This is a genomic window from Pseudoflavonifractor sp. An184 (genome assembly GCF_002160305.1).
Lineage (GTDB): Bacteria > Bacillota > Clostridia > Oscillospirales > Oscillospiraceae > Lawsonibacter > Lawsonibacter pullicola.
Genome location: NZ_NFKI01000002.1, coordinates 83,301 through 103,235, shown reverse-complemented (window position 1 = coordinate 103,235; position 19,935 = coordinate 83,301). Strand labels below are relative to the sequence as shown.

The window sequence follows — 19,935 nt, the reverse complement described above, 5'->3', positions numbered from 1 at the left end:
TTCTATCTCACAGGTACGCGTCCCTCGTAATGGGGGTCTGGGGGTAAGGCGAATATGAGCGCGGAGCGCTCATCCTGAGCCGTCCCCCGGCGATCCTTTGGTTTCTTTCCCATCGCTGGGAAAGAAACTCGCCGCCCGCAGGCGGCGAAATCCCCCCTGCAAGAAACGAAACGGCGCTGTCATCGCCCCCTCATCCGTCACGGCTTCGCCGTGCCACCTTCCCCCAGGGGGAAGGCTTGGGAGGGAGCAGGCGGCGAAATTCCTCCGCAACGGACGAAGGAGCTCAATCATCGCCCCCTCATTCGGCCCCTTCGGGGCCACCTTCCCCCAGGGGGAAGGCTTAGATGGAGCAGAGGGCGAAGTTCCCGCGAGTACATAAAAAGGAGGCAGGAAAAGCAACTATGACCTTTGACGAATTAAAAGAAAAAGCCCATAGCCTGCCTCTCAAGCCGGGCGTATACATCATGCAGGACGCCCAGAGCAAGGTCATCTACGTGGGCAAGGCCAAGGCCCTGAAAAACCGGGTGAGCCAGTATTTTGCCAATCTGGCCTCCCACACGGAGAAGACCCGGGCCATGGTATCCCAGATCGACCACTTTGACGTCATCATCGCCGACAGCGAGTTTGAGGCCCTGGTGCTGGAGAACTCCCTCATCAAGCGCCACCAGCCCCGGTACAACATCCTCTTAAAGGACGACAAGGGCTACCCCTATATCCGCCTGTCCAGGGAGGAGTACCCAAGATTTTCCCTGGCCAGCCGGGTGGCGGAGGACGGGGCCCGGTACTTCGGCCCCTACGCCAGCCGGCACAGCACCCAGAACATTTTGGACGCTCTGCGCACCGCCCTGCGCCTGCCCTCCTGCCGGAAGAAGTTCCCCCGGGACATCGGTAAGGAGCGGCCCTGCCTCAACTTCCACATGGGCAAGTGCGACGGCTACTGCCGCTCGGAAAATCTGAAGGAGCAGCACGACGAGGCCGTCGCCCAGGCGGTCTCCCTGCTGGAGGGCCGCTTCAAAGAGGTGAAGGCGGACCTCACCGCCGAGATGGAAACGGCGGCGGAGGAGCTGCGCTTTGAAAAGGCGGCGGAGATCCGGGACCGGCTGCGGGCCATCGAACTGCTGGGGGCCCGGCAGAAGGTGGTGGCCGGCTCCCTGGCGGACACCGACGTGACGGGCTTCTTCCGGGGAACGGCCAAGAGCTGCTTTGTGGTCCTCCACTATGTGGACGGGGACCTGGCGGCCAAGGACATGGAGCTGCTGGAGACCCCCATGGAGGAGGACGAGGAGGAGGTCCTGTCCTCCCTCATCCGGGAGTACTACGGGGGGCGCACCCGCCTGCCCAAGCAGATTCTGCTGCCCTGCGAGTTGTCCGACCAGGTGCCCCTTACCCGGATGCTCTCCGAGCAGGTGGGGTACCGGGTGGAGCTGGTCACCCCCCAGCGGGGGGCCAAGATGGACCTGATCAAGCTGGCCAACCAGAACGCCGTGGAGGAGGTGGAGCGGGCCACCACCCGGGAGGAGCGGCAGAACAAGCTGCTGGAGGCGCTGGGGAAGATGCTGGGCCTCGGCGAGACGCCCCGCCGGATGGAGTCCTACGACATCTCCAACACCGGCTCCGACGACATCGTGGCCTCCATGGTGGTCTTTGAGAACGGCCGCCCCCTGAAGCGGGATTACCGGCACTTCAAGCTCAAGGATATGAACGGCCCGGACGACTACGCCTCCATGGAGCAGGTGCTCACCCGGCGGTTCCGCCGGTACCTGGACGGAGACGAGAAGTTCAATACAAAACCGGATCTGCTGTTGATCGACGGCGGTGAAAACCACGTGCGGGTGGCCCAGCGGGTGCTGGAGGCCATGAACCTGGACATCCCCGCCTTCGGTATGGTGAAGGACGACCGCCACCGCACCCGGGCCCTGGTGGCCCCCGACGGCCGGGAGATCGGCATTCAGGCCATCCCGGCGGTGTTCGCCCTCATCGGGCAGATCCAGGAGGAGACCCACCGCTTCGCCATCGAGTTCAACCGCCAGCAGCGGAAGGGCCGGGTCCAGGGCTCCACCCTGGACAAGATCCCCGGGGTGGGGGAGGTGCGCCGGGCCCAGCTCTTGAAGCACTTCAAGAGCGTCAAGGCGGTGCGGGAGGCCCCCCTGGAGGAGCTGGAACAGGTGGTGCCCAAGAACACCGCCCAGGCGGTGTACCACTACTTCCGGGAGGATCAGGGGTCAGGAATTAGAAATTAGGAATGGAGATGGGCGGCACGTGAAACAGGGAGAACCGTGGCTGAAGTGGGCCAGTGAGCTCCAGAGCCTGGCCCAGGCGGGGCTGTACTATGGAAAGGACAAGTTTGACCGGGAGCGGTACGCCCGCATCCGGGAGATCGCCGCGGAAATGGTGGCCCGGCAGACGGACCTGCCCCTGGAGCAGGTCAAGGGGTGGTTCTGCAATGAGACGGGCTACCAGACCCCCAAGCTGGCCACCAGGGCCGCCGTCTTTCAGGGAGAGCACGTCCTGCTGGTGCGGGAGCCCAAAGGGTGGGCTCTGCCCGGAGGCTGGGTGGACGTGGACGTCTCAGTGAGAGAAAATGTCATAAAAGAAGTCCGGGAGGAGGCCGGCCTGGAGGTGCGGCCTGACCGGGTCATCGCCCTCCAGGACGGGGAGAACCACCACGAGACCCTCTACCCCTGGAAGGTGTGCATCGTGTTCGTTCTGTGCACCCTTCTGGGCGGGGAGTTCCGGGAGAACCTGGAGACCAGCGAGAGCGGCTGGTTCTCTTTAAATGAGCTTCCGGAGCTGGACCTGGAAAAGACCACCCCGGAGCAGCTCCGGATGTGCTTTGAGGCCCGCGGGGCGGAGCACTGGGAGACCAGACTCGAGTGAAATTCATGCCACGAAAGGAAGATCAGACATGCGCGTGATTTCCGGTTCCGCCCGCGGGCGGCGGTTGAACGAATTGCAGGGGATGGAGACCCGCCCCACCACCGACCGGGTGAAAGAGGCCCTGTTCAATATCGTACAGTTTGAGGTCCCCGGCCGGGACATTCTGGACCTGTTTGCCGGCACCGGGCAGTTGGGCATCGAGGCCCTGTCCCGGGGGGCGGCCCGGTGCACCTTTGTGGACCAGCGGAAGGACGCGGCCGCCCTGGTCCGGGAGAACCTGAAGCTCACCGGCCTGACCGGGCAGGGGAAGGTGGTCCAGGGGGACTCCATCTCCTACCTCATGTCCTGCCGGGAAAAATTCCATGTGATCTTCCTGGACCCGCCCTATCAGAGCGGCCTTCTGGAGCGGGCCATGGAGACCATCGCGGCATTTGACATTCTCCGGGAACATGGTATAATGATTTGCGAAAGTCCGCTGGAACAGGTGCTGCCCGACTTATCTCAGCCCTATGAGCGTGGAAAAGACTACCGGTACGGAAAGATCAAGCTGACGGTGTACCGGAGAAACGGAGGGGAGCGCCGTCCATGAAGACTGCCATTTACCCTGGAAGCTTTGACCCGGTGACCCTGGGTCATCTGAACATCATCAAGCGGGCCGCCGCCTGCTTTGACCGCCTGATCGTCTGTGTGATGATCAACTCCAAAAAGCAGGGGATGTTTACCCCGGAGGAGCGGGTGGAGCTGCTGAAAAAGGCCACTGCCCGGTTCCCCAACGTGGAGGTGGACTACTCCGAGGGGCTGCTGGCCGCCTACGCCAAGCGCCGCCGGGCCCATGTGGTGGTCAAGGGCCTGCGGGCCGTGTCCGACTTTGAGCAGGAGGTCCAGATGGCGGTCATCAACCGGAAGCTGAACCCCGGTCTGGAGACCATGTTCCTGGCCTCCAGCGAGAAATATACATACCTGAGCTCCACCATCGTCAAGGAGATGGCCCGGTACGGGGCCGACCTGGGAGAGTTTTTGCCCCGGGAGATCGTGGACGATGTGAACCGGCGGATGCAGGAATTGCAGGAAAGGAAGGATTGACCATGGCAAGCGGAGTGGAAGAGCTGCTGGACATGTTATTTGATATGGTGGACGAGGCCAAGAACGTGCCTTTGTCCAGCGACCGCTGCATGATCGAGCGGGACCGTGCCCTGGACCTGATCGACGACATCCGGGCTCAGTTCCCGGTGGAACTGTCCGAGGCCAAGAAGGTGATGGCCAGCCGGGCGGACCTGATCGCCTCCGCCAAGCGGGAGGCCGAGGCCATCCGCCGTCAGGCGGAGGAGAAGGCCAAGCAGGTGCTCTCGGAGGAGACCATCCTCCTCCAGGCCAAACAGCGGGCCAACGAGCTCATGCAGCAGGCGGAGGACCGCAGCCGGGAGCTGAAGCGCTCGGCCAACGAGTACTGTGAGGACGCCCTGCGCCGCACCGAGGAGGCGGTGGCCGAGGCCTACAACGAGATCAAGCAGTCCCGGGCCCGGTTCCGGGCGGCGGCCAGCTCCACTGCGGGCGGACAGGCCCCCTCCGGCGGCCGTCCCATGTACGACGCGGCGGCGGACGAGGACTGAGAGAATCTCCGTCAGACATTATGATAGGATACGGTTGAGAATGCGGACCGGCACAGAGGCGCCCTCTGTGCCGGTCCGTCTGTCTGCGGACGGCGGAACCGGGAGGAAAACCGCTGAAATTTCTTCAAAAAATGTGAGAATTTTTTGGAGCAAAAGGATGCAATCTGGGAAAAGAACGATTGCATTTTCGGCAAAAAGGGTGTATGATAAAAGCCAATGATTGCCCCCGCCTGTGGGGCAATCCGCGGTCAGCGGCCGCACAGCTCCGAGACGGCTGGAGGGCGCTCCGCTCCGGGAGGACCGGCGGGGCGCGCCAGGAAAACCGACGGTTTTTCACACAAGGGGAGAGACCGGCGGGTTTTGCTGTGCCGTGGAGGGGCCCAAAATTGCAGAGAACGGATCTAGGGAGGGCTGAAAAGAAGGGCCGGACCGAGCTCCCGTGGGAGAGTGGAGCGCCGGCAGGAGAGATACGACTATTTTTCCCCAGCGATTGCAGTATAGGGAGGTTGAAATCCGAATGAGCAAATTTCTCAAACGCTCTGCGCAGGGCGCGGGCGTGCCGCATGAGAAGCGGACCGCCGGCCTTGAGACGGTGGCCATGCCGCTTCCGTCAAAGATCGTCCTGTCTATGAACCAGCACATCGGCGCTCCGGCGGCCCCTGTGGTGGCGAAGGGCGATCAGGTGTACGTAGGTACCGTGGTGGGCAAGGCGGGGGGCTTTGTGTCCTCCGACATCCACTCCGGCGTGTCGGGTACCGTTGCTGAGATCTCCACCATGGTGGGGTCCAACGGGTCGACCCAGACCACCGTGGTCATCACCCCGGACGGGGAGCAGAAGGTGGACCCCTCCATCGCTCCCCCCCAGGTCACAGACTTCAAGTCCTTCACGGACGCCATCCGGGCCAGCGGCCTGGTGGGCCTGGGCGGCGCCGGCTTCCCCACGGCGGTGAAGCTGTCCCCCAAGAACCTGGATGAGATCGACACCCTTCTCATCAACGGCGCCGAGTGTGAGCCCTATATCACCTCGGACCACCGGTGCATGCTGGAGGACACCCACTTCATCCTCAGCGGCATCAAGGCCGTGATGAAGTATCTGAACATCCCCAAGTGCATCATCGGCATCGAGGGCAACAAGCCCGACGCCATCGCCAAGATGCAGTCCGCCATCGACGTGGCCGGCATCGAGGTCAAGCAGCTGCCCTGCCGCTACCCCCAGGGCGCTGAGAAGGTGCTCATTGAGACCTGCACCGGCCGGGAGGTTCCCTTCCCCGGCCTGCCCTCCGACGTGGGCGTGATCGTGATGAACGTCACCTCCACCGCCTTCGTGGGCAAGTACTTAGAGACCGGCATGCCCCTGACCACCAAGCGCCTCACCGTGGACGGCGACATTGTCAAGGAGCCCAAGAACGTGGAGGTCATCATCGGCACCCCCATCCAGGAGTTGCTGGACTTCTGCGGCGGCCTCACCGCCCAGCCGGGCAAGGTGCTGTACGGCGGCCCCATGATGGGCACCTGTGTGGCCAGTCTGGACCAGCCCATTCTGAAGAACAACAACGCTGTTCTGGCCTTTTCCGAGGCGTGGGCCCATCTGCCCAAGAAGACCAACTGCATCCACTGCGGCCGGTGCGTCAACGCCTGTCCCCTGGGCCTGGCGGCCAAGGACATTGTCAAGGCCTATGAGAAGGGCGATGTGGAGCTGCTCCAGGAGCTCAACGCGGACCTGTGTATGAGCTGCGGCACCTGCTCCTTCGTCTGTCCCGCCAAGCGGCCTCTGGCCCCCTCCATTGCCCTGGCAAAGATCCTCATGAAGAATGGAGGTAAGAAGTGATGGACAACAATAAGCTGATCGTAACTGCGGCCCCCCATATCACCAGCACCGACACCACCCAGAAGATCATGCAGCGGGTGTGCCTGGCGCTGCTCCCCACCCTGATCGCCTCGGTGATCATCTTCGGCATCAACGCCCTGATCCTGGTGGCTGTGACCGTGGTGGCCTGCGTCTTCTTTGAGTGGGGCTACTGCAAGCTCATGCACCGGGAGAACCCCACCGGCGACTTCTCCGCCGTGGTCACCGGCATGCTGCTGGCCTTCAATATGCCCGCCACCCTCCCCTGGTGGATGGCCATTGTGGGCGCCTTCATCGCCATCGTGGTGGTCAAGCAGCTCTTCGGCGGCCTGGGCTACAACTTCGCCAACCCCGCCATCGTGGGCCGTATCGCCATGGCCATGGGCTTTGCCGGGGCCATGTCCAGCTACCCCCATCCGGTGAATAACATTGACGCCTTCGCCTCCGCCACTCCCCTGGCTGTGGCCGGGCAGGTGGGCTCTGAGAGCTACATGACCCTGCTGCTGGGCACCCACGGCGGCGTGCTGGGCGAGACCTGCGCCATCACCATTCTCATCGGCGGCATCTTCCTCATTGCCACCAAGGTCATCAGCCCCACCATCCCCGTGACCTATCTGGCCACCGTGGCGGTGCTGTCCCTGGTAGCGGGAGAGGACCCCATCTATCAGCTGCTCTCCGGCGGCCTGCTGCTGGGCGCCTTCTTCATGGCCACCGACTATGTGACCTCGCCCACCACCACCAAGGGCAAGCTGATCTTCGGCCTGGGTCTGGGCATCATCACCTGCGGCATCCGGTTCCTGGGCACCATGGCGGAGGGCGTGTCCTTCTCCATCCTGCTGATGAACCTGACCGTCCCCTACATTGAGGTTCTCACCCGTCAGGACCGCCTGGGCATCGCCAAAGTCAAGAAGAACAAGGAGGGTGCCGGGAAATGAACAACTGGAATCGTATTTGGAAACCCATCGTGGTGCTTTCTTTGATCTGCGTGGTGGTGACCGGTGCTCTGGCTGCCACCAATGAGGTGACCGCTCCTATTATTGAAGAGGCGACCATCGCCGCGGAGAACGCCGCCCGTGCCGAGGTGCTCCCTGAGGCTGACAGCTTCAGCCCCGTGGAGGGCATCACTGTGGAGGGCGTGTCCGCCGTCTACACCGCCGACAACGGCGCCGGCGCCGCCATCACCGCCTCCGCCAAGGGCTACGGCGGCGACGTGGTGATCATGGTGGGCATCAACGCCGACGGCAACATCGAGGGCATCACCGTCACCCAGCAGACCGAGACCAAGGGTATCGGCAGCAACGTGGTGGACAACCCCGAGTATCTGGCCCAGTACAGCGGCCTGTCCGCCGCCGAGCCTCTGGTGCTCAACGAGGACGTGGACGCCCGTACCAGCGCCACCGTCTCCAGCACTGCGGTCATCAATGCGGTGAACGCCGCCATTGAGGCCTACAATCAGATTCCTTGAAAGGCGGTGAGTTGAGATGAGCAGCAACAATAAGCTGAAAGTATTTACCAACGGTTTTCTGAAAGAAAACCCCGTATTGGTGCTCGTCCTGGGCACCTGTCCCACTCTGGCCACGTCTACCATGGCCTCCAACGGCATCGGCATGGGCCTGGCGGCCACCTTCGTGCTGGTGTGTTCCAACATCGTCATCTCCGCTCTGCGGAAGATCATCCCCAATCAGGTGCGTATCCCCTGCTACATCACCGTCATCGCCGGCTTCGTGTCGGTGGTGCAGATGCTGGTCAAGGCCTTTGTGCCCGCACTGGATACGGCCCTGGGCGTGTACCTGCCCCTGATCGTGGTGAACTGCATCATTCTGGGCCGCGCCGAGATGTTCGCCTCCAAGAACGGCATCGTGGACTCCGCTCTGGACGGACTGGGCATGGGCCTTGGCTTCATGCTCACCCTGACCATCATGGGCACCATCCGTGAGATCCTGGGCTCCGGCACCTGGATGTCCGGTTTGGACGGCCTGTTCCCCTTCCTGCCCGAGGGCTTTGCCATTCAGGTTCTGCCTGAGTCCATCGACCCCTTCACCATTATGACCAGCGCCCCCGGCGGCTTCTTTATCTTCGGCGTGATGATGGCGGCGGCCACCTGGCTGACCACCCGCCCCAAGAAGGAGAAGGCCTCCGCCCCCGCTGAGGCTGCGGAAGGAGGGAATGCATAATGGCTGTTGAGCTTGCTGTTATCTTTTTCTCCATGATCCTGGTGGACAACTACGTGCTGGTCCAGTTCCTGGGCATCTGCCCCTTCCTGGGCGTGTCCAAGCGGCTGGACAGCGCGGTAGGCATGTCCCTGGCCGTCACCTTCGTCATGGTGCTGGCCACCGCGGCCACCTGGCCCATTCAGATGTTCCTGCTGACCCCGGAGAGCGGCGCGTGGGATATGGGCTACCTCCAGACCATCGTGTTCATCCTGATCATCGCCGTGCTGGTGCAGCTGCTGGAGAGCATCCTGAAGAAGTACATCCCCGCCCTGTACAAGTCTCTGGGCGTGTATCTGCCTCTGATCACCACCAACTGCACCATCCTGGGTGTGACCGTGCTGAACATCGACAACGGCTATGACTTCCTGGAGAGCATCGTCTGCGCCGCCGGCGCCGGCATCGGCTATCTGGTGGCCATGGTGCTGTTCTCCGGCGTGCGCCGCCGGGTGGAAGAGGCTATGCCTCCCAAGTGCTTCAAGGACCTGCCCATCACCCTGGTTGCCGCGGCGATGGTCTCCCTGTCCTTCATGGGCTTCGGCGGTATCGTCGAGAACATCTTCGGCGTCTGATAGGAGGGGGAGATAGAGTATGGATATGCAGATGATTCTGATGGCGGTGGTGCTGGTTACGGTGATTGGCCTGATCGGTGCGGTCATTCTGGTGGTTGCCTCCATCGTCATGTACGTCCCTGTGGATGAGCGGGTGGAGCAGATCACCGGCGTGCTGGCCGGGGCCAACTGCGGCGCCTGCGGCTGCGCGGGCTGCGCCGACTACGCCAAGAGCATCGTGGAAGAGGGGAACGGCATCAACAAGTGCATCCCCGGCGGCGCGAAAACCGCCGCGGCCATCGCTGAGATCATGGGTGTGGAAGCGGGAAGCATGGTGCCGATGAAGGCCGTTGTGGCCTGCTCCGGCACCTGTGAGAAGACCTCCAAGCGCTACACCTTCGAGGGTATCTCCAGCTGCCAGGCCGTCAAGGGCCTGTACGGCGGCGACGGGGCCTGCGCCTACGGCTGCCTGGGCTACGGGGACTGCACCCGGGCCTGCGCCTTCGACGCCATCCACATTGAGAACGGCATCGCCAAGGTGGACCGGGAGAAGTGCACCGGCTGCGGCGCCTGCGCCGCCGTGTGCCCCAACCACGTCATCGAGGTGGTGCCCGAGCACAAGCGCAAGCCTGTGGTCCTCTGCCAGAACAAGGACAAGGGCGCCCAGACCCGGAAGGCCTGTACCGCGGGCTGCATCGGCTGTATGAAGTGCGCCAAGGCCTGCCCCAGAGAGGCCATCACCGTGGAGAACAACGTGGCCTACATCGACCAGGAGAAGTGTGTGGGCTGCCAGCTGTGCGTGAAGGAGTGCCCCGTGGGGGTCATCCATGTGCCTGCTGCCATGTAAGATTCTCTCAGAGATTACAAAAACCCAGACCCATATTGGGTCTGGGTTTTTCTATGTTTTGGACATAGGTGGTCTGCTTGCAATACCGGTGGAAATGCGGTATGCTGAGGACAGAAGATTGGGGCGGCGCAGCCGCGGAAAGGGGAGAGGGCCATGGAGACCATAGTCCGAAAGGAGCGGACAGCGGAGCCGCCGTACAGCCTGCACGACGCGTATCTGATGGAGCTTGTGCCGGAGGGGGACTCTGTCCGGCTCCGGTTTCAGGGGGGCTACCTGCGGGTGGAGGATGCCTGCCAGGTGGACGGCGACGTCCGGATCACCGGGGTGGACTGGAAGTTCTGCCGTGCCTATGTTCTGGAGTACCAGGACGTCCTCTGCGGCAACTTCGGCAGCTTCACCGGGCGGAAAATGTCCATCCCGGAGTTTTTGGAACGCTATCCCGGCGGGACGGTGGACGTGATGGACGAGATGTACGGATACAATCAGGCCTGGCTCAGCGGATTTCTGAATTACGGGTCAAAGTGCTTTGAAATACAACTGGAGTTTTCCTACGGCGGCGACTTCTGCTATCTGCTGCGGGAATGAAAAACGCTCCCCGGGGCTTCGGTTTGACCGAAGAACCCGGGGAGCGTTTTTATGACACCGTACTGGCGTGCAGCAAGGCGTCTCAGCCGCCGAACTTGTCCCAGTAGCCCATAACAAAGATGACCAGGACGATCACCGGCAGGATATATGTAAAGTAGATCCGGAACCGGGCGGGGAAGCGGATGCCCTGGCCCTGGTCCACCTCCGCCAGGAAACGGTCGAAGCCCCAGCCGTACTTGGAGGAGGTGCAGCAGAACAGCAGGTAGATTACCGAACCGATGGGCAGCAGGTTGTTGCTCACCAGGAAGTCCTCAAAGTCCATGATGCTCATGCCCAGAACCTGCACGCCGCTCCACAGGTTGTTGCCCAGCAGGCAGGGCAGGCTCAGCAGGAGGATGAGCACCAGATTGGCGGCCACCGCCTTGTTCCGGGAGATGTTCCACCGGTCCATCCAGCAGGCCAGGATGTTCTCAAACACCGCGGTGACCGTGGACAGGGCGGCAAAAAACAGGAACACGAAGAACAGCGCCCCCCACAGCCGCCCGCCGGGCATGGAGTTGAACACATTGGGCAGGGTGACGAAGATCAGGTTGGGGCCGGAGTCCGGGTTGACCCCGAAGGCGAAGGCGGCGGGGAAGATGATCAGGCCGGAGGTGAAGGCCACGAAGGTGTCCAGAATGCCCACGTTGATGGCCTCGCCGAACAGTCTCCGCTCCCGGCCGATGTAGCTTCCGAAGATGGCCATGGCGCCGATACCCAGGCTCAGGGTGAAGAAGGCCTGGCCCATGGCGTCATAGACCGCCCGGAACAGGCGGAAATTTCCCTCGGCGTCGTACATCAGATTGTGGAAATTGGGGACCAGGTAGAACTTCAGTCCCTCCACCGCGCCGGGCAGGCTCAGCGCCCGCACCGCCAGCACCACCAGCAGGGCCAGCAGGCAGAGCATCATGGCCTTGTTGGCCTTCTCCACGCCGTTTTTCAGGCCGCGGCTGCACACCACCATGCCCAGGACCACCACCAGGGCCATAAACAGCAGCTGGATTCCCACGTCCTGGGTCTGCATGGCGGTAAAGGCCTCGCTGACCTGGGCGGTGGTCATCCCCTCAAACTGGCCGGAGGCCACTTTGAAGAAGTAGAGGAGCAGCCATCCGGCGATGGTGGTGTAAAACATCATCAGAAGATAGTTTCCCGCCATGCCGAACCAGCCGTACCAGTGCCACTTGGTCCCTTTGGGCTCCAGCTCCTGAAAGGACATGGTGATGCTCTTGCGGCTGGCCCGGCCCACGGAGAACTCCATGGACATGATGGGCAGACCCATGATGAGCAGGAACATGATGTAGATGACCACAAAAGCGGCGCCGCCATACTGCCCTACGATGTAGGGGAACCTCCATACGTTGCCCAGGCCGATGGCGCATCCGGCGGAGATGAGCACGAATCCCAGGCGGGAGGCAAATGTTTCTCGTTCTTTCACGATGAGAACTCCTTCCCTCTTTTACAAACATACCGGATTCGGGGCAGAGCGGGCCGGCCGGTCCGCCTGCCGGAAAAATCCAGTGAATCATATCATATCTTATTTCACTGATGATGTCAATTCGCCTGCGCCCTTCCAAAGCTGTCCCCCAGGCGGATTCAGCGGACTGGGACAGGGGCGTCTCAAGCCTGGAATAAAGGGGTTGACAAGCAAACGGCTGTGTGACTATAATAAAGCCACAACTGAATGAGGATCTTCAGGGCAGGGTGAAATTCCCGATCGGCGGTATAGTCCGCGAGCGCTCCGGCGCAGGATTTGGTGCAATTCCAAAACCGACAGTATAGTCTGGATGGAAGAAGATTTGAGTTTCGGGGGAGATTGCATGCCCCGTGATTCGTGTATGCTCTGAAATGGTACGCCGTTTCAGAGTTTTTTGTTTCACGGGAGATTCGATTGCCCCTCCGTCCTGCCATACTGCGCCTTGAAGGTTTTCCTTCCAGGCGCTTTTTTGTTGGGAGGCGAGTATTTGAACGATTTAGACTACATGAAACTGGCCCTGGCGCTGGCGGAGCGGGGGAGGGGATGGACCTCTCCCAACCCCATGGTGGGGGCGGTGATCGTGAAGGAGGGACGGGTGATCGGCCGGGGGTGGCACCACCGGTGCGGCCAGGCCCACGCGGAGCGGGAGGCTCTGGCCGGCTGTACCGAGTCCCCGGCGGGGGCCACCCTGTATGTCACCCTGGAGCCCTGCTGCCACCAGGGGCGGCAGCCCCCCTGCACCCGGGCTATCCTGGAGGCGGGGATCGCCCGGGTGGTGGTGGGCTCCGGGGACCCCAATCCCCTGGTGGCGGGGAAGGGGATTGCCCAGCTTCGGGAAAATGGGGTGGAAGTGACTGAGCACGTACTGGAAGAGGAGTGCCGGCGGCTGAATTTCATCTTCTTCCACTACATTCCCAAAAAGCGGCCCTATGTGGCCCTGAAATATGCCATGACTCTGGACGGCAAGATTGCCGCCTGCACGGGGGTCTCCCGGTGGATCACCGGGGAGGCGGCCCGGGCTCATGTCCACCAGCTCCGGCACCAGTACCGGGGCATCCTGGCGGGGGTGGGGACGGTGCTGGCCGACGACCCGCAGCTCACCTGCCGCCTGCCCGAGGGGCGCAGCCCGGTGCGAGTGGTCTGTGACACCCGACTGCGCACCCCGGTCACCGCCCAGGTGGTCCGCACGGCGGGCGAGGTCCCCACCCTCCTGGCCACCTGCTGCGGGGAGGAGGAGCGGTGGGTTCCCTATCAGGCGGCGGGGTGCGAGATCCTGCGCCTCCCGGAGCGGGAGGGACATGTGGACCTGGGGGCCCTCCTGGACGAACTGGGGAGGCGGGAGGTGGACGGCCTCCTGATCGAGGGGGGCGGCGCCCTGGCCTGGTCCGCCCTGGAGCAGGGGCTGGTCCAGCGGGTGTACGCCTATGTGGCCCCCATGCTGCTGGGGGGCGCCGGGGCGAAGACCCCGGTGGAGGGGAAGGGCTTCCCGGCCCCCGCCCAGGCTGTCCGGCTGGGCGCCTGGGAGGTCACCCGGCTGGGCGGTGATTTATTGCTGGAGAGTGAGGTGGTCCCGGGTGTTTACGGGAATCATTGAGGAAATAGGGACTGTGGAGCGCATTCAGCGGGGGGCCCGCTCGGCCGTCCTCCACCTGAGGGCCCGGACTGTGCTGGAGGACCTGAAGCTGGGGGACAGCGTGGCGGTGAATGGGGTGTGCCTGACCGTGACGGCCCTCCGGCCCGGAGGCTTCTCTGCCGACGTGATGCACGAGACCCTGGACCGCTCCGCCCTGTCGGAGCTGAGGCCTGGGAGCGCCGTCAATCTGGAGCGGGCCATGGCGGCCAACGGCCGCTTCGGGGGGCACATCGTGGCCGGCCATGTGGACGGAACCGGGAGGATCACCCGGCTCCGGCGGGACGACAACGCCGTGTGGTACACCCTCCAGGCGGGGCCGGAGGTGCTGCGCTATGTGGTGGAGAAAGGGTCTGTCGCCGTGGACGGCATCAGCCTGACGGTGGCCCAGGTGGGGCAGGACTGGTTTTCCGTCTCCGTCATCCCCCACACGGCCTCGGCCACCGTCCTGGGACAGCGCCGGGCGGGGGACCGGGTGAATCTGGAGTGCGATATCATCGGGAAATATGTGGAGAAGCTCCTCCGGCCCGCTCAGGGCCAGTCGCCGGAGGGAGAGGGGATTACCCTGGAATTTCTGGCCCAAAACGGAATCTTATAACAGCGAGGAGCGAGAGTGACATGTATTCTTTTAACACCATTGAAGAAGCGCTGGACGATCTGCGGGCGGGCAGGCTGATCTTGGCCACCGACGACCCGGACCGGGAGAACGAGGGGGACTTCATCTGCGCGGCCCAGTTTGCCACCACCGAGAACGTCAATTTCATGGCCACCCACGGCAAGGGGCTTATCTGCATGCCCATGTCCCTGGAGTACGTCCAGCGGCTCCGGCTACCCCAGATGGTGGCCCAGAACACCGACAACCACGAGACGGCCTTTACCGTCTCCATTGACCACGTGTCCACCACCACCGGAATCTCCGCCGCCGAGCGGTCCATCACCGCCATGAAGTGTGTGGAGGAGGGGGTGCGGCCCGAGGACTTCCGCCGTCCGGGGCACATGTTCCCCCTGCTGGCCAGGAAAAACGGGGTGCTGGAGCGAAACGGTCACACGGAGGCCACCGTGGACCTGCTGCGGCTGGCGGGGCTGAAGGAGTGCGGGCTGTGCTGTGAGATCATGCGGGAGGACGGCACCATGATGCGCACCGGGGAGCTGGTGGAGCTGGCCAGGACCTGGGGGCTGAAGATCATCACCATCCAGGACCTGCAGCGGTACCGCAAGCGCCACGAGAAGCTGGTGGACCAGGTGGCGGCGACCCGCCTGCCCACCAAATACGGGGACTTCCGGGCCTTCGGCTATGTGAACCGCCTCAACGGGGAGCACCATGTGGCCCTGGTGAAGGGGGAGATCGGAGACGGAGAGAACCTGCTGTGCCGGGTCCACTCCGAGTGCCTCACCGGGGACACCTTCGGCTCCCTCCGGTGCGACTGCGGGGAGCAGCTGGCCTCCGCCCTGCGGCAGATCGAGGCGGAGGGCCGGGGCGTCCTGCTGTACATGCGCCAGGAGGGCCGGGGCATCGGCCTCATCAACAAGCTGAGGGCCTATGAGCTCCAGGAGCAGGGGCTGGACACCCTGGAGGCCAACCTGGCCCTGGGCTTTGCCGGGGACCTGCGGGAGTACTACATCGGGGCACAGATCCTCCGGGACCTGGGGGTCAGGACCATGCGCCTTCTGACCAACAACCCGGACAAGGTGTATCAGCTTGCCGACTTCGGCCTGGAGATCGTGGAGCGGGTCCCCATCCAGATGGAGGCCACCCAGTACGACCGGAAGTACCTGCGCACCAAGCGGGAGAAAATGGGCCACTTACTTTTCTTGAAAGAAATGTAAGCAAAAGAACGCTGTGCGAAACTGCGTTTCGCCTCTGGGTGGAGCGAGGAGCCATGCAGGATAATAAGGGCGGAGGGAAATGCAGGCCGAAGCAAGAAGGCCGCTCAGACAGAGCTCAAAGAATCAGATGAAACGTCGGAAAGGAAGAGAGAATTATGAAAACATTTGAGGGAAATTTGGTTGCGGAAAACATCAGAATCGGCATTGTCGTGTCCCGGTTCAACGAGTTCATCACCTCCCGCCTGCTGGGCGGGGCCCTGGACGGCCTGAAGCGCCGGGGCGTGCGGGAGGAGGATATCCAGACCGCCTGGGTGCCCGGGGCCTTTGAGATCCCCCTGATCGCCTCCAAAATGGCAAAGAGCGGGAAATACGATGCGGTCATCTGTCTGGGGGCGGTGATCCGGGGGAGCACCAGCCACTACGACTATGTGTGCAACGAGGTGTCCAAGGGCATTGCCGCCGTCTCTCTGGAGACCGGCGTGCCGGTGATGTTCGGGGTGATCACCACCGAGAACATCGAGCAGGCCATCGAGCGCTCCGGCAGCAAGGCGGGCAACAAGGGCTCCGAGTGTGCCGAGGGAGCGGTGGAGATGGTGAATTTGATCCGCTCTCTGGAGGCGTAAGGTGGTCCGGGTCCTGCTGGACTACGACGGTACTCTCCATGACTGCCTGAAAATCTACGCTCCCGCCTTTCAGAGAGCCTATCAGACCCTGGTGGATGGGGGCTTCCGGCCCCCAAAAGACTGGCGGCCCCAGGAGCTTGCAGGCTGGCTGGGGATGTCCCCCAAAGACATGTGGGCGGAATTCGCCCCCGACCTGCCGGAAAAGCTGCGGGAGCAGTGCAGCCAGATCATTTTTCAGGAGATGCTCCGGCGGACCGCCGAGGGAGGGGCGGAGCTCTACCCAGGTGTTCCCGCCCTGCTGGAACGGCTCAAAAATGAGGGATACTCTCTCATTCTCCTGAGCAACTGCCAGCGCCGCTACCTGGAGGTCCACCGGCGGCGGTTTTCCCTGGACCGGCACTTCGATGGGTTCTATTGTACGGAGGACTATGGCTGGCCCGCCAAGTGGGAGCTCTTTCCCGCCATCCGGCGGGAGTTTCCAGGGGAGTACATTGTTGTGGGGGACCGTTCCTCCGATCTGGAGATTGCCCGGCGGCATCATCTGCCCAGCGTGGGATGCGCGTACGGCTACGGCGGCCGGGAGGAAATGGCCGGGGCCTCGGTGCGGATTCAGAGGCCGGAGGAGTTGGAGCGGGCGCTGCGTTCCATCGCTCCGGCGCGGAGAGAGACGCCTGTCCCACATAGAGAATAACGAGAGGAAAGAAACCGCAGCCCGCCGTTCTCAACAGGAATGGCGGGCTGCGGTTTTATTTTTCGGCTTCTGCGGCGGAAACAATGATGCAAAAACGGAGAAAAAACTTGACAGACGGTCCAAAATGTGGTTTGCTGGAGGGACGAAACGAGGAGGAAGGACAAGTTATGGAGCGATTTGCCTTAGCGCGGGAGCTGGTCTTGCAGGCCGGCGCCGCATTGCGGGAGAGCCGCCTGCGGGAGGATGAGATCCAGCACAAGAGCGGGTATCAGGATCTGGTGACCCGGTGGGACAAGGAGACGGAGCAGTTCCTCCGCCGGGGAATTTCAGAGGCGTTCCCCCAGGATATTATCGTGGGGGAGGAGTACCCCGCCGCCAACGAGGGGGCGGAGGGCTGCACCTGGTACCTGGACCCCATCGACGGCACCACCAACTTTGTCAGCCAGCACCGGAACTACGCCGTGTCCGTGGGGTGCTGGAGGGGGGAGGAGCCCCTGTTCGGCCTGGTGCTGGACGTGGAGCGGCCCGCCCTCTACTGGGCCCAGGCGGGGAGCGGGGCCTTCCGGGACGGCACGCCCCTCCATACCTCCCGCCGGCGGGAGGTGCAGGAACTGCTGCTGACCGTCCCCGGAGTGCCCCGCACCCTGCTGAATCCCCACCCCCGGCAGGAGGGCCTGCTCCGGCTGGCCCGGGAGGTCCGGGGAGTGCGGAGCCTGGGCTCGGTGGCTCTGGAGCTGTGCGCCCTGGCCGCGGGGGAGGCCGATCTGTTCGTGACCCTGCGGTCCTGCCCCTGGGATCACAACGCCGGCCGGATCATCCTGGCCGAGGCCGGGGGAAGCCTGTGCGATCTGGAGGGGGAATTCCTCCCCCTGGACCGGCGCACCCCCGTCCTGGCGGCCAACGCCCCGGAGACGCTGCGCCTGGTGCGGGAGCGGTATCTGGGCGCAGCGGAATAAACCACTGGCATCGGAAAAAGGACCGCCGCGGACGGGATCAGCCGCGGCGGTCCTCTCATTGCCCCAGGGCCCGCCCCCAAAAATCCGGGGTTTGACAGGGAGGGCGAGTTCGAGTAAACTACTGTTATGGAAAATACATCAGAAAGAAGGGGGGAGCCTATGAAGCGGAATTCCAAGGTATCCACAGCGGTCATCCGCCGACTGCCCCGCTATTACCGCCAGCTGTCCGAGCTGCAGCGCAAGGGGGTGGTCCGCATCTCCTCCAGCGCCCTGGGCAAATCCATGGGGCTGACCGCCTCCCAGATCCGGCAGGACCTGTTCTGCTTCGGCGGGTTTGGCCAGCAGGGCTACGGCTATAAGGTGGACGGGCTCAAGGAGCAGATCGGGGAGATCCTGGGGATCAACCGGGGCCACACCATCGTGGTGTTGGGCGCGGGCAACCTGGGCCGGGCCCTCATTGAAAACTTCAAATTTTCCAGCAACGGCTTTCAGCTGCTGGCCGCCTTTGACGTGCAGGAGCGCACCGTGGGCACCCAGATTGCCGGCGTGCCGGTGTACCACGCCGACACGCTGGAGGCCTTTCTCGCGGAGCACCCGGTCAATGTGGGCCTGCTGACGGTGCCCAAATCCGCCGCCCAGTGTATGGGGGAGCGGCTGGTGGCCGCCGGAGTCCGGGGCATCTGGAACTTTACCAACTACGAGGTGTCCTTTCCCGGCTCTGACGTGGTGGTGGAGAGCGTCCACTTCTCCGACAGCCTGCTGGCGCTGAGCTATATGATCTCCCAGCGGGAGGACGAGGAAGAGGGGGGAGACGCCACATGAGACGGCCCAAATTCCGCCTGGCCCTGTGCGCGGCCGGGCTGGCGGCGGCGCTGGCCGGGGGAGCGCTGGCCGGGGGAGCGCTGGCCCTGGGAAACGGGGACAGCCTGATCTCCCTGAGCTATCTCACCGATACATTTCTCCCCAGCGCCCAGAGCCAGCTGGAGGAGATTCAGAACGACGCCATGCAGGAGGCCTATGACCAGGCCGCTGCCCAGATCCAGAGCGGAGCGGGAACGGGAAGCGGGCTGTACAGCGCCGACTTTCAGAGCCGCACCCTCTCTCAGGGAGACATCATCACCCTGCCCACCGGCTCCGGCCTGATGATCTATGGGGGGACCGGGGAGCTGGCCCACAACGGTGCGGTCATCGACGTGACCGACGGGACGGCAGTCCCCTCCGGGACGAAGCTCACGGCGGGACACCGCTACCTGGTGGGGGAGGACACCTCCGCCGCCCTGGCGGTGCGCTCCGGCGTGATGTACCTGGGGCTCCAGGGGAGCTACACCTTTACAGACTCCGGGACCCAGTCCCTGCCCTTTGTGGACGTGGCACAGGGGGACTGGTATGAGAGCGCGGTGGAGTACGCCTATACCAACGGCCTGTTCTCCGGCACCAGCGCCGACGCCTTCTCACCGAACCTGACGATGAACCGGGCCATGCTGGTGACAGTGCTGTACCGCCTGGCGGGCTCGCCGGAGGAGGAGCTGAACAGCGCCCAGGCCAGCTTCTGGGATGTGGCCGCGGACAGCTGGTACGCCCCTTATGTGCGCTGGGGCTATGTCCAGGGAGTCACCGCCGGCACCGGAGAGGGCTCCTTCGGCCCGGAGCAGAGTATCACCCGCCAGCAGCTTCTGGTGATGCTCCACAGCTTCGCCCGGCAGTACCTGGGGCTGAGCCTCACCGGCGGGGCGGATCTGTCCCAATACAGCGACGGAGGACAGACGGCCTCCTGGGCCCGGGAGGCGGTGTCCTGGGCGGCGGCCAACCAGCTCATCGTCCCCTCCGGCGACGGGACCATCCGGCCGGAGGACCCGGCCAGCCGGGCAGAGGTAGCTGCCATTCTGATGAAATTTGACAGCCTCTATCTGTAACCCTTTTTCTCCCGGTACATAGGATGGACTGAGCGCGGCGGAGAGCCGTCTCAGACTTCATAACGGGAGGTACTTCATCAATGGGGTGCTGCAATAACGGTTTTGGCGGCGGAGGCTGCCTGTGGATCATCGTCCTGATCATCATTCTGTGCTGCTGCTGCGGCGGGAACAGCTGGGGCGGAAACGGCTGCGGCAATGGCTGCGGCGGCAACAACGGCTGCGGCGGCTGCTGCTGACCGAACACGACATCCGAAGA

22 protein-coding genes and 1 riboswitch are annotated in these 19,935 nt (G+C 63.4%); of the genes, 21 read left to right on the top strand and 1 reads right to left on the bottom strand.

Features of this window, described 5'->3' with window-relative positions; translation table 11 throughout:
• The first annotated feature begins 401 nt into the window (after nt 1-401).
• The 12 genes from uvrC (at nt 402) to B5F19_RS01415 (ending at nt 10,526) form a co-directional block, all read left to right on the top strand.
• Nucleotides 402-2,240: an excinuclease ABC subunit UvrC gene (gene uvrC / locus B5F19_RS01470; protein WP_087286968.1), complete on the top strand. Its 1,839-nt coding sequence runs from the start codon at nt 402-404 to the stop codon at nt 2,238-2,240.
• A gap of 19 nt (nt 2,241-2,259) precedes the next feature.
• Nucleotides 2,260-2,877: an NUDIX hydrolase N-terminal domain-containing protein gene (locus B5F19_RS01465; RefSeq protein ID WP_087286965.1), complete on the top strand. Its 618-nt coding sequence runs from the start codon at nt 2,260-2,262 to the stop codon at nt 2,875-2,877.
• A gap of 28 nt (nt 2,878-2,905) precedes the next feature.
• Entirely contained in the window at nt 2,906-3,466 is a 561-nt protein-coding gene (rsmD, locus tag B5F19_RS01460; protein ID WP_087286962.1) for a 16S rRNA (guanine(966)-N(2))-methyltransferase RsmD, read from the top strand.
• The gene (gene coaD / locus B5F19_RS01455; RefSeq protein ID WP_087286959.1) at nt 3,463-3,960 is read left to right on the top strand and encodes a pantetheine-phosphate adenylyltransferase; all 498 of its coding nucleotides are present in this window, start codon (nt 3,463-3,465) and stop codon (nt 3,958-3,960) included. Before rsmD ends, coaD begins: the two co-directional genes overlap by 4 nt.
• A 2-nt stretch (nt 3,961-3,962) precedes the next feature.
• On the top strand, nt 3,963-4,487 hold the full coding sequence (locus B5F19_RS01450; protein WP_087286956.1) for a hypothetical protein: 525 nt from the start codon (nt 3,963-3,965) through the stop codon (nt 4,485-4,487).
• A 517-nt stretch (nt 4,488-5,004) separates the two neighbouring features.
• On the top strand, nt 5,005-6,315 hold the full coding sequence (rsxC, locus tag B5F19_RS01445; protein ID WP_087286953.1) for an electron transport complex subunit RsxC: 1,311 nt from the start codon (nt 5,005-5,007) through the stop codon (nt 6,313-6,315).
• The gene (locus B5F19_RS01440) at nt 6,315-7,268 is read left to right on the top strand and encodes an RnfABCDGE type electron transport complex subunit D (protein WP_087286950.1); all 954 of its coding nucleotides are present in this window, start codon (nt 6,315-6,317) and stop codon (nt 7,266-7,268) included. Before rsxC ends, B5F19_RS01440 begins: the two co-directional genes overlap by 1 nt.
• Nucleotides 7,265-7,798 carry an FMN-binding protein gene (locus tag B5F19_RS01435; protein ID WP_087286947.1) on the top strand — a complete coding sequence of 178 codons (534 nt, stop codon included), beginning with the start codon at nt 7,265-7,267 and terminating at the stop codon, nt 7,796-7,798. Before B5F19_RS01440 ends, B5F19_RS01435 begins: the two co-directional genes overlap by 4 nt.
• Before the next feature lie 16 nt (nt 7,799-7,814).
• The gene (locus B5F19_RS01430; protein WP_087286944.1) at nt 7,815-8,507 is read left to right on the top strand and encodes an electron transport complex subunit E; all 693 of its coding nucleotides are present in this window, start codon (nt 7,815-7,817) and stop codon (nt 8,505-8,507) included.
• Complete coding sequence (locus B5F19_RS01425) at nt 8,507-9,115, top strand: RnfABCDGE type electron transport complex subunit A (protein WP_087286941.1); 609 nt, start codon at nt 8,507-8,509, stop codon at nt 9,113-9,115. Before B5F19_RS01430 ends, B5F19_RS01425 begins: the two co-directional genes overlap by 1 nt.
• 19 nt (nt 9,116-9,134) lie before the next feature.
• Nucleotides 9,135-9,941, top strand: a complete 807-nt coding sequence (locus B5F19_RS01420; protein ID WP_242972653.1) for an RnfABCDGE type electron transport complex subunit B — start codon at nt 9,135-9,137, stop codon at nt 9,939-9,941.
• Between the two features lie 153 nt (nt 9,942-10,094).
• Entirely contained in the window at nt 10,095-10,526 is a 432-nt protein-coding gene (locus B5F19_RS01415) for a hypothetical protein (RefSeq protein WP_087286939.1), read from the top strand.
• Between the two features lie 82 nt (nt 10,527-10,608).
• Here the strand turns inward: B5F19_RS01415 and B5F19_RS01410 are convergent, their stop codons facing one another.
• Nucleotides 10,609-12,000 carry a sodium-dependent transporter gene (locus tag B5F19_RS01410; protein ID WP_087286937.1) on the bottom strand — a complete coding sequence of 464 codons (1,392 nt, stop codon included), beginning with the start codon at nt 11,998-12,000 and terminating at the stop codon, nt 10,609-10,611.
• A gap of 248 nt (nt 12,001-12,248) precedes the next feature.
• Nucleotides 12,249-12,365, top strand: a riboswitch (FMN riboswitch).
• 161 nt (nt 12,366-12,526) lie between these two features.
• Here B5F19_RS01410 and ribD point away from each other — a divergent pair.
• The 9 genes from ribD to B5F19_RS17635 all read left to right on the top strand — a co-directional run bounded on the left by ribD (nt 12,527) and on the right by B5F19_RS17635 (nt 19,915).
• Nucleotides 12,527-13,633, top strand: a complete 1,107-nt coding sequence (gene ribD, locus B5F19_RS01405; RefSeq protein WP_087286933.1) for a bifunctional diaminohydroxyphosphoribosylaminopyrimidine deaminase/5-amino-6-(5-phosphoribosylamino)uracil reductase RibD — start codon at nt 12,527-12,529, stop codon at nt 13,631-13,633.
• Nucleotides 13,614-14,267 carry a riboflavin synthase gene (locus B5F19_RS01400; RefSeq protein ID WP_087286931.1) on the top strand — a complete coding sequence of 218 codons (654 nt, stop codon included), beginning with the start codon at nt 13,614-13,616 and terminating at the stop codon, nt 14,265-14,267. The genes ribD and B5F19_RS01400 overlap by 20 nt, the downstream gene beginning before the upstream one ends.
• Before the next feature lie 20 nt (nt 14,268-14,287).
• Nucleotides 14,288-15,496, top strand: coding sequence for a bifunctional 3,4-dihydroxy-2-butanone-4-phosphate synthase/GTP cyclohydrolase II (locus B5F19_RS01395; RefSeq protein WP_087286928.1), 1,209 nt, complete (start codon nt 14,288-14,290; stop codon nt 15,494-15,496).
• A 155-nt stretch (nt 15,497-15,651) separates the two neighbouring features.
• Complete coding sequence (gene ribE / locus B5F19_RS01390; RefSeq protein WP_087286925.1) at nt 15,652-16,119, top strand: 6,7-dimethyl-8-ribityllumazine synthase; 468 nt, start codon at nt 15,652-15,654, stop codon at nt 16,117-16,119.
• Between the two features lies 1 nt (nt 16,120).
• Nucleotides 16,121-16,810: an HAD hydrolase-like protein gene (locus tag B5F19_RS01385; protein ID WP_087286922.1), complete on the top strand. Its 690-nt coding sequence runs from the start codon at nt 16,121-16,123 to the stop codon at nt 16,808-16,810.
• A 167-nt stretch (nt 16,811-16,977) separates the two neighbouring features.
• Nucleotides 16,978-17,766, top strand: coding sequence for an inositol monophosphatase family protein (locus B5F19_RS01380; protein WP_087286919.1), 789 nt, complete (start codon nt 16,978-16,980; stop codon nt 17,764-17,766).
• 159 nt (nt 17,767-17,925) lie between these two features.
• The gene (locus B5F19_RS01375) at nt 17,926-18,588 is read left to right on the top strand and encodes a redox-sensing transcriptional repressor Rex (RefSeq protein ID WP_087286916.1); all 663 of its coding nucleotides are present in this window, start codon (nt 17,926-17,928) and stop codon (nt 18,586-18,588) included.
• Nucleotides 18,585-19,679, top strand: a complete 1,095-nt coding sequence (locus B5F19_RS01370; RefSeq protein WP_087286913.1) for an S-layer homology domain-containing protein — start codon at nt 18,585-18,587, stop codon at nt 19,677-19,679. Before B5F19_RS01375 ends, B5F19_RS01370 begins: the two co-directional genes overlap by 4 nt.
• 80 nt (nt 19,680-19,759) lie before the next feature.
• Nucleotides 19,760-19,915, top strand: a complete 156-nt coding sequence (locus B5F19_RS17635; RefSeq protein ID WP_204248282.1) for a hypothetical protein — start codon at nt 19,760-19,762, stop codon at nt 19,913-19,915.
• The last annotated feature ends 20 nt before the right edge of the window (nt 19,916-19,935 follow it).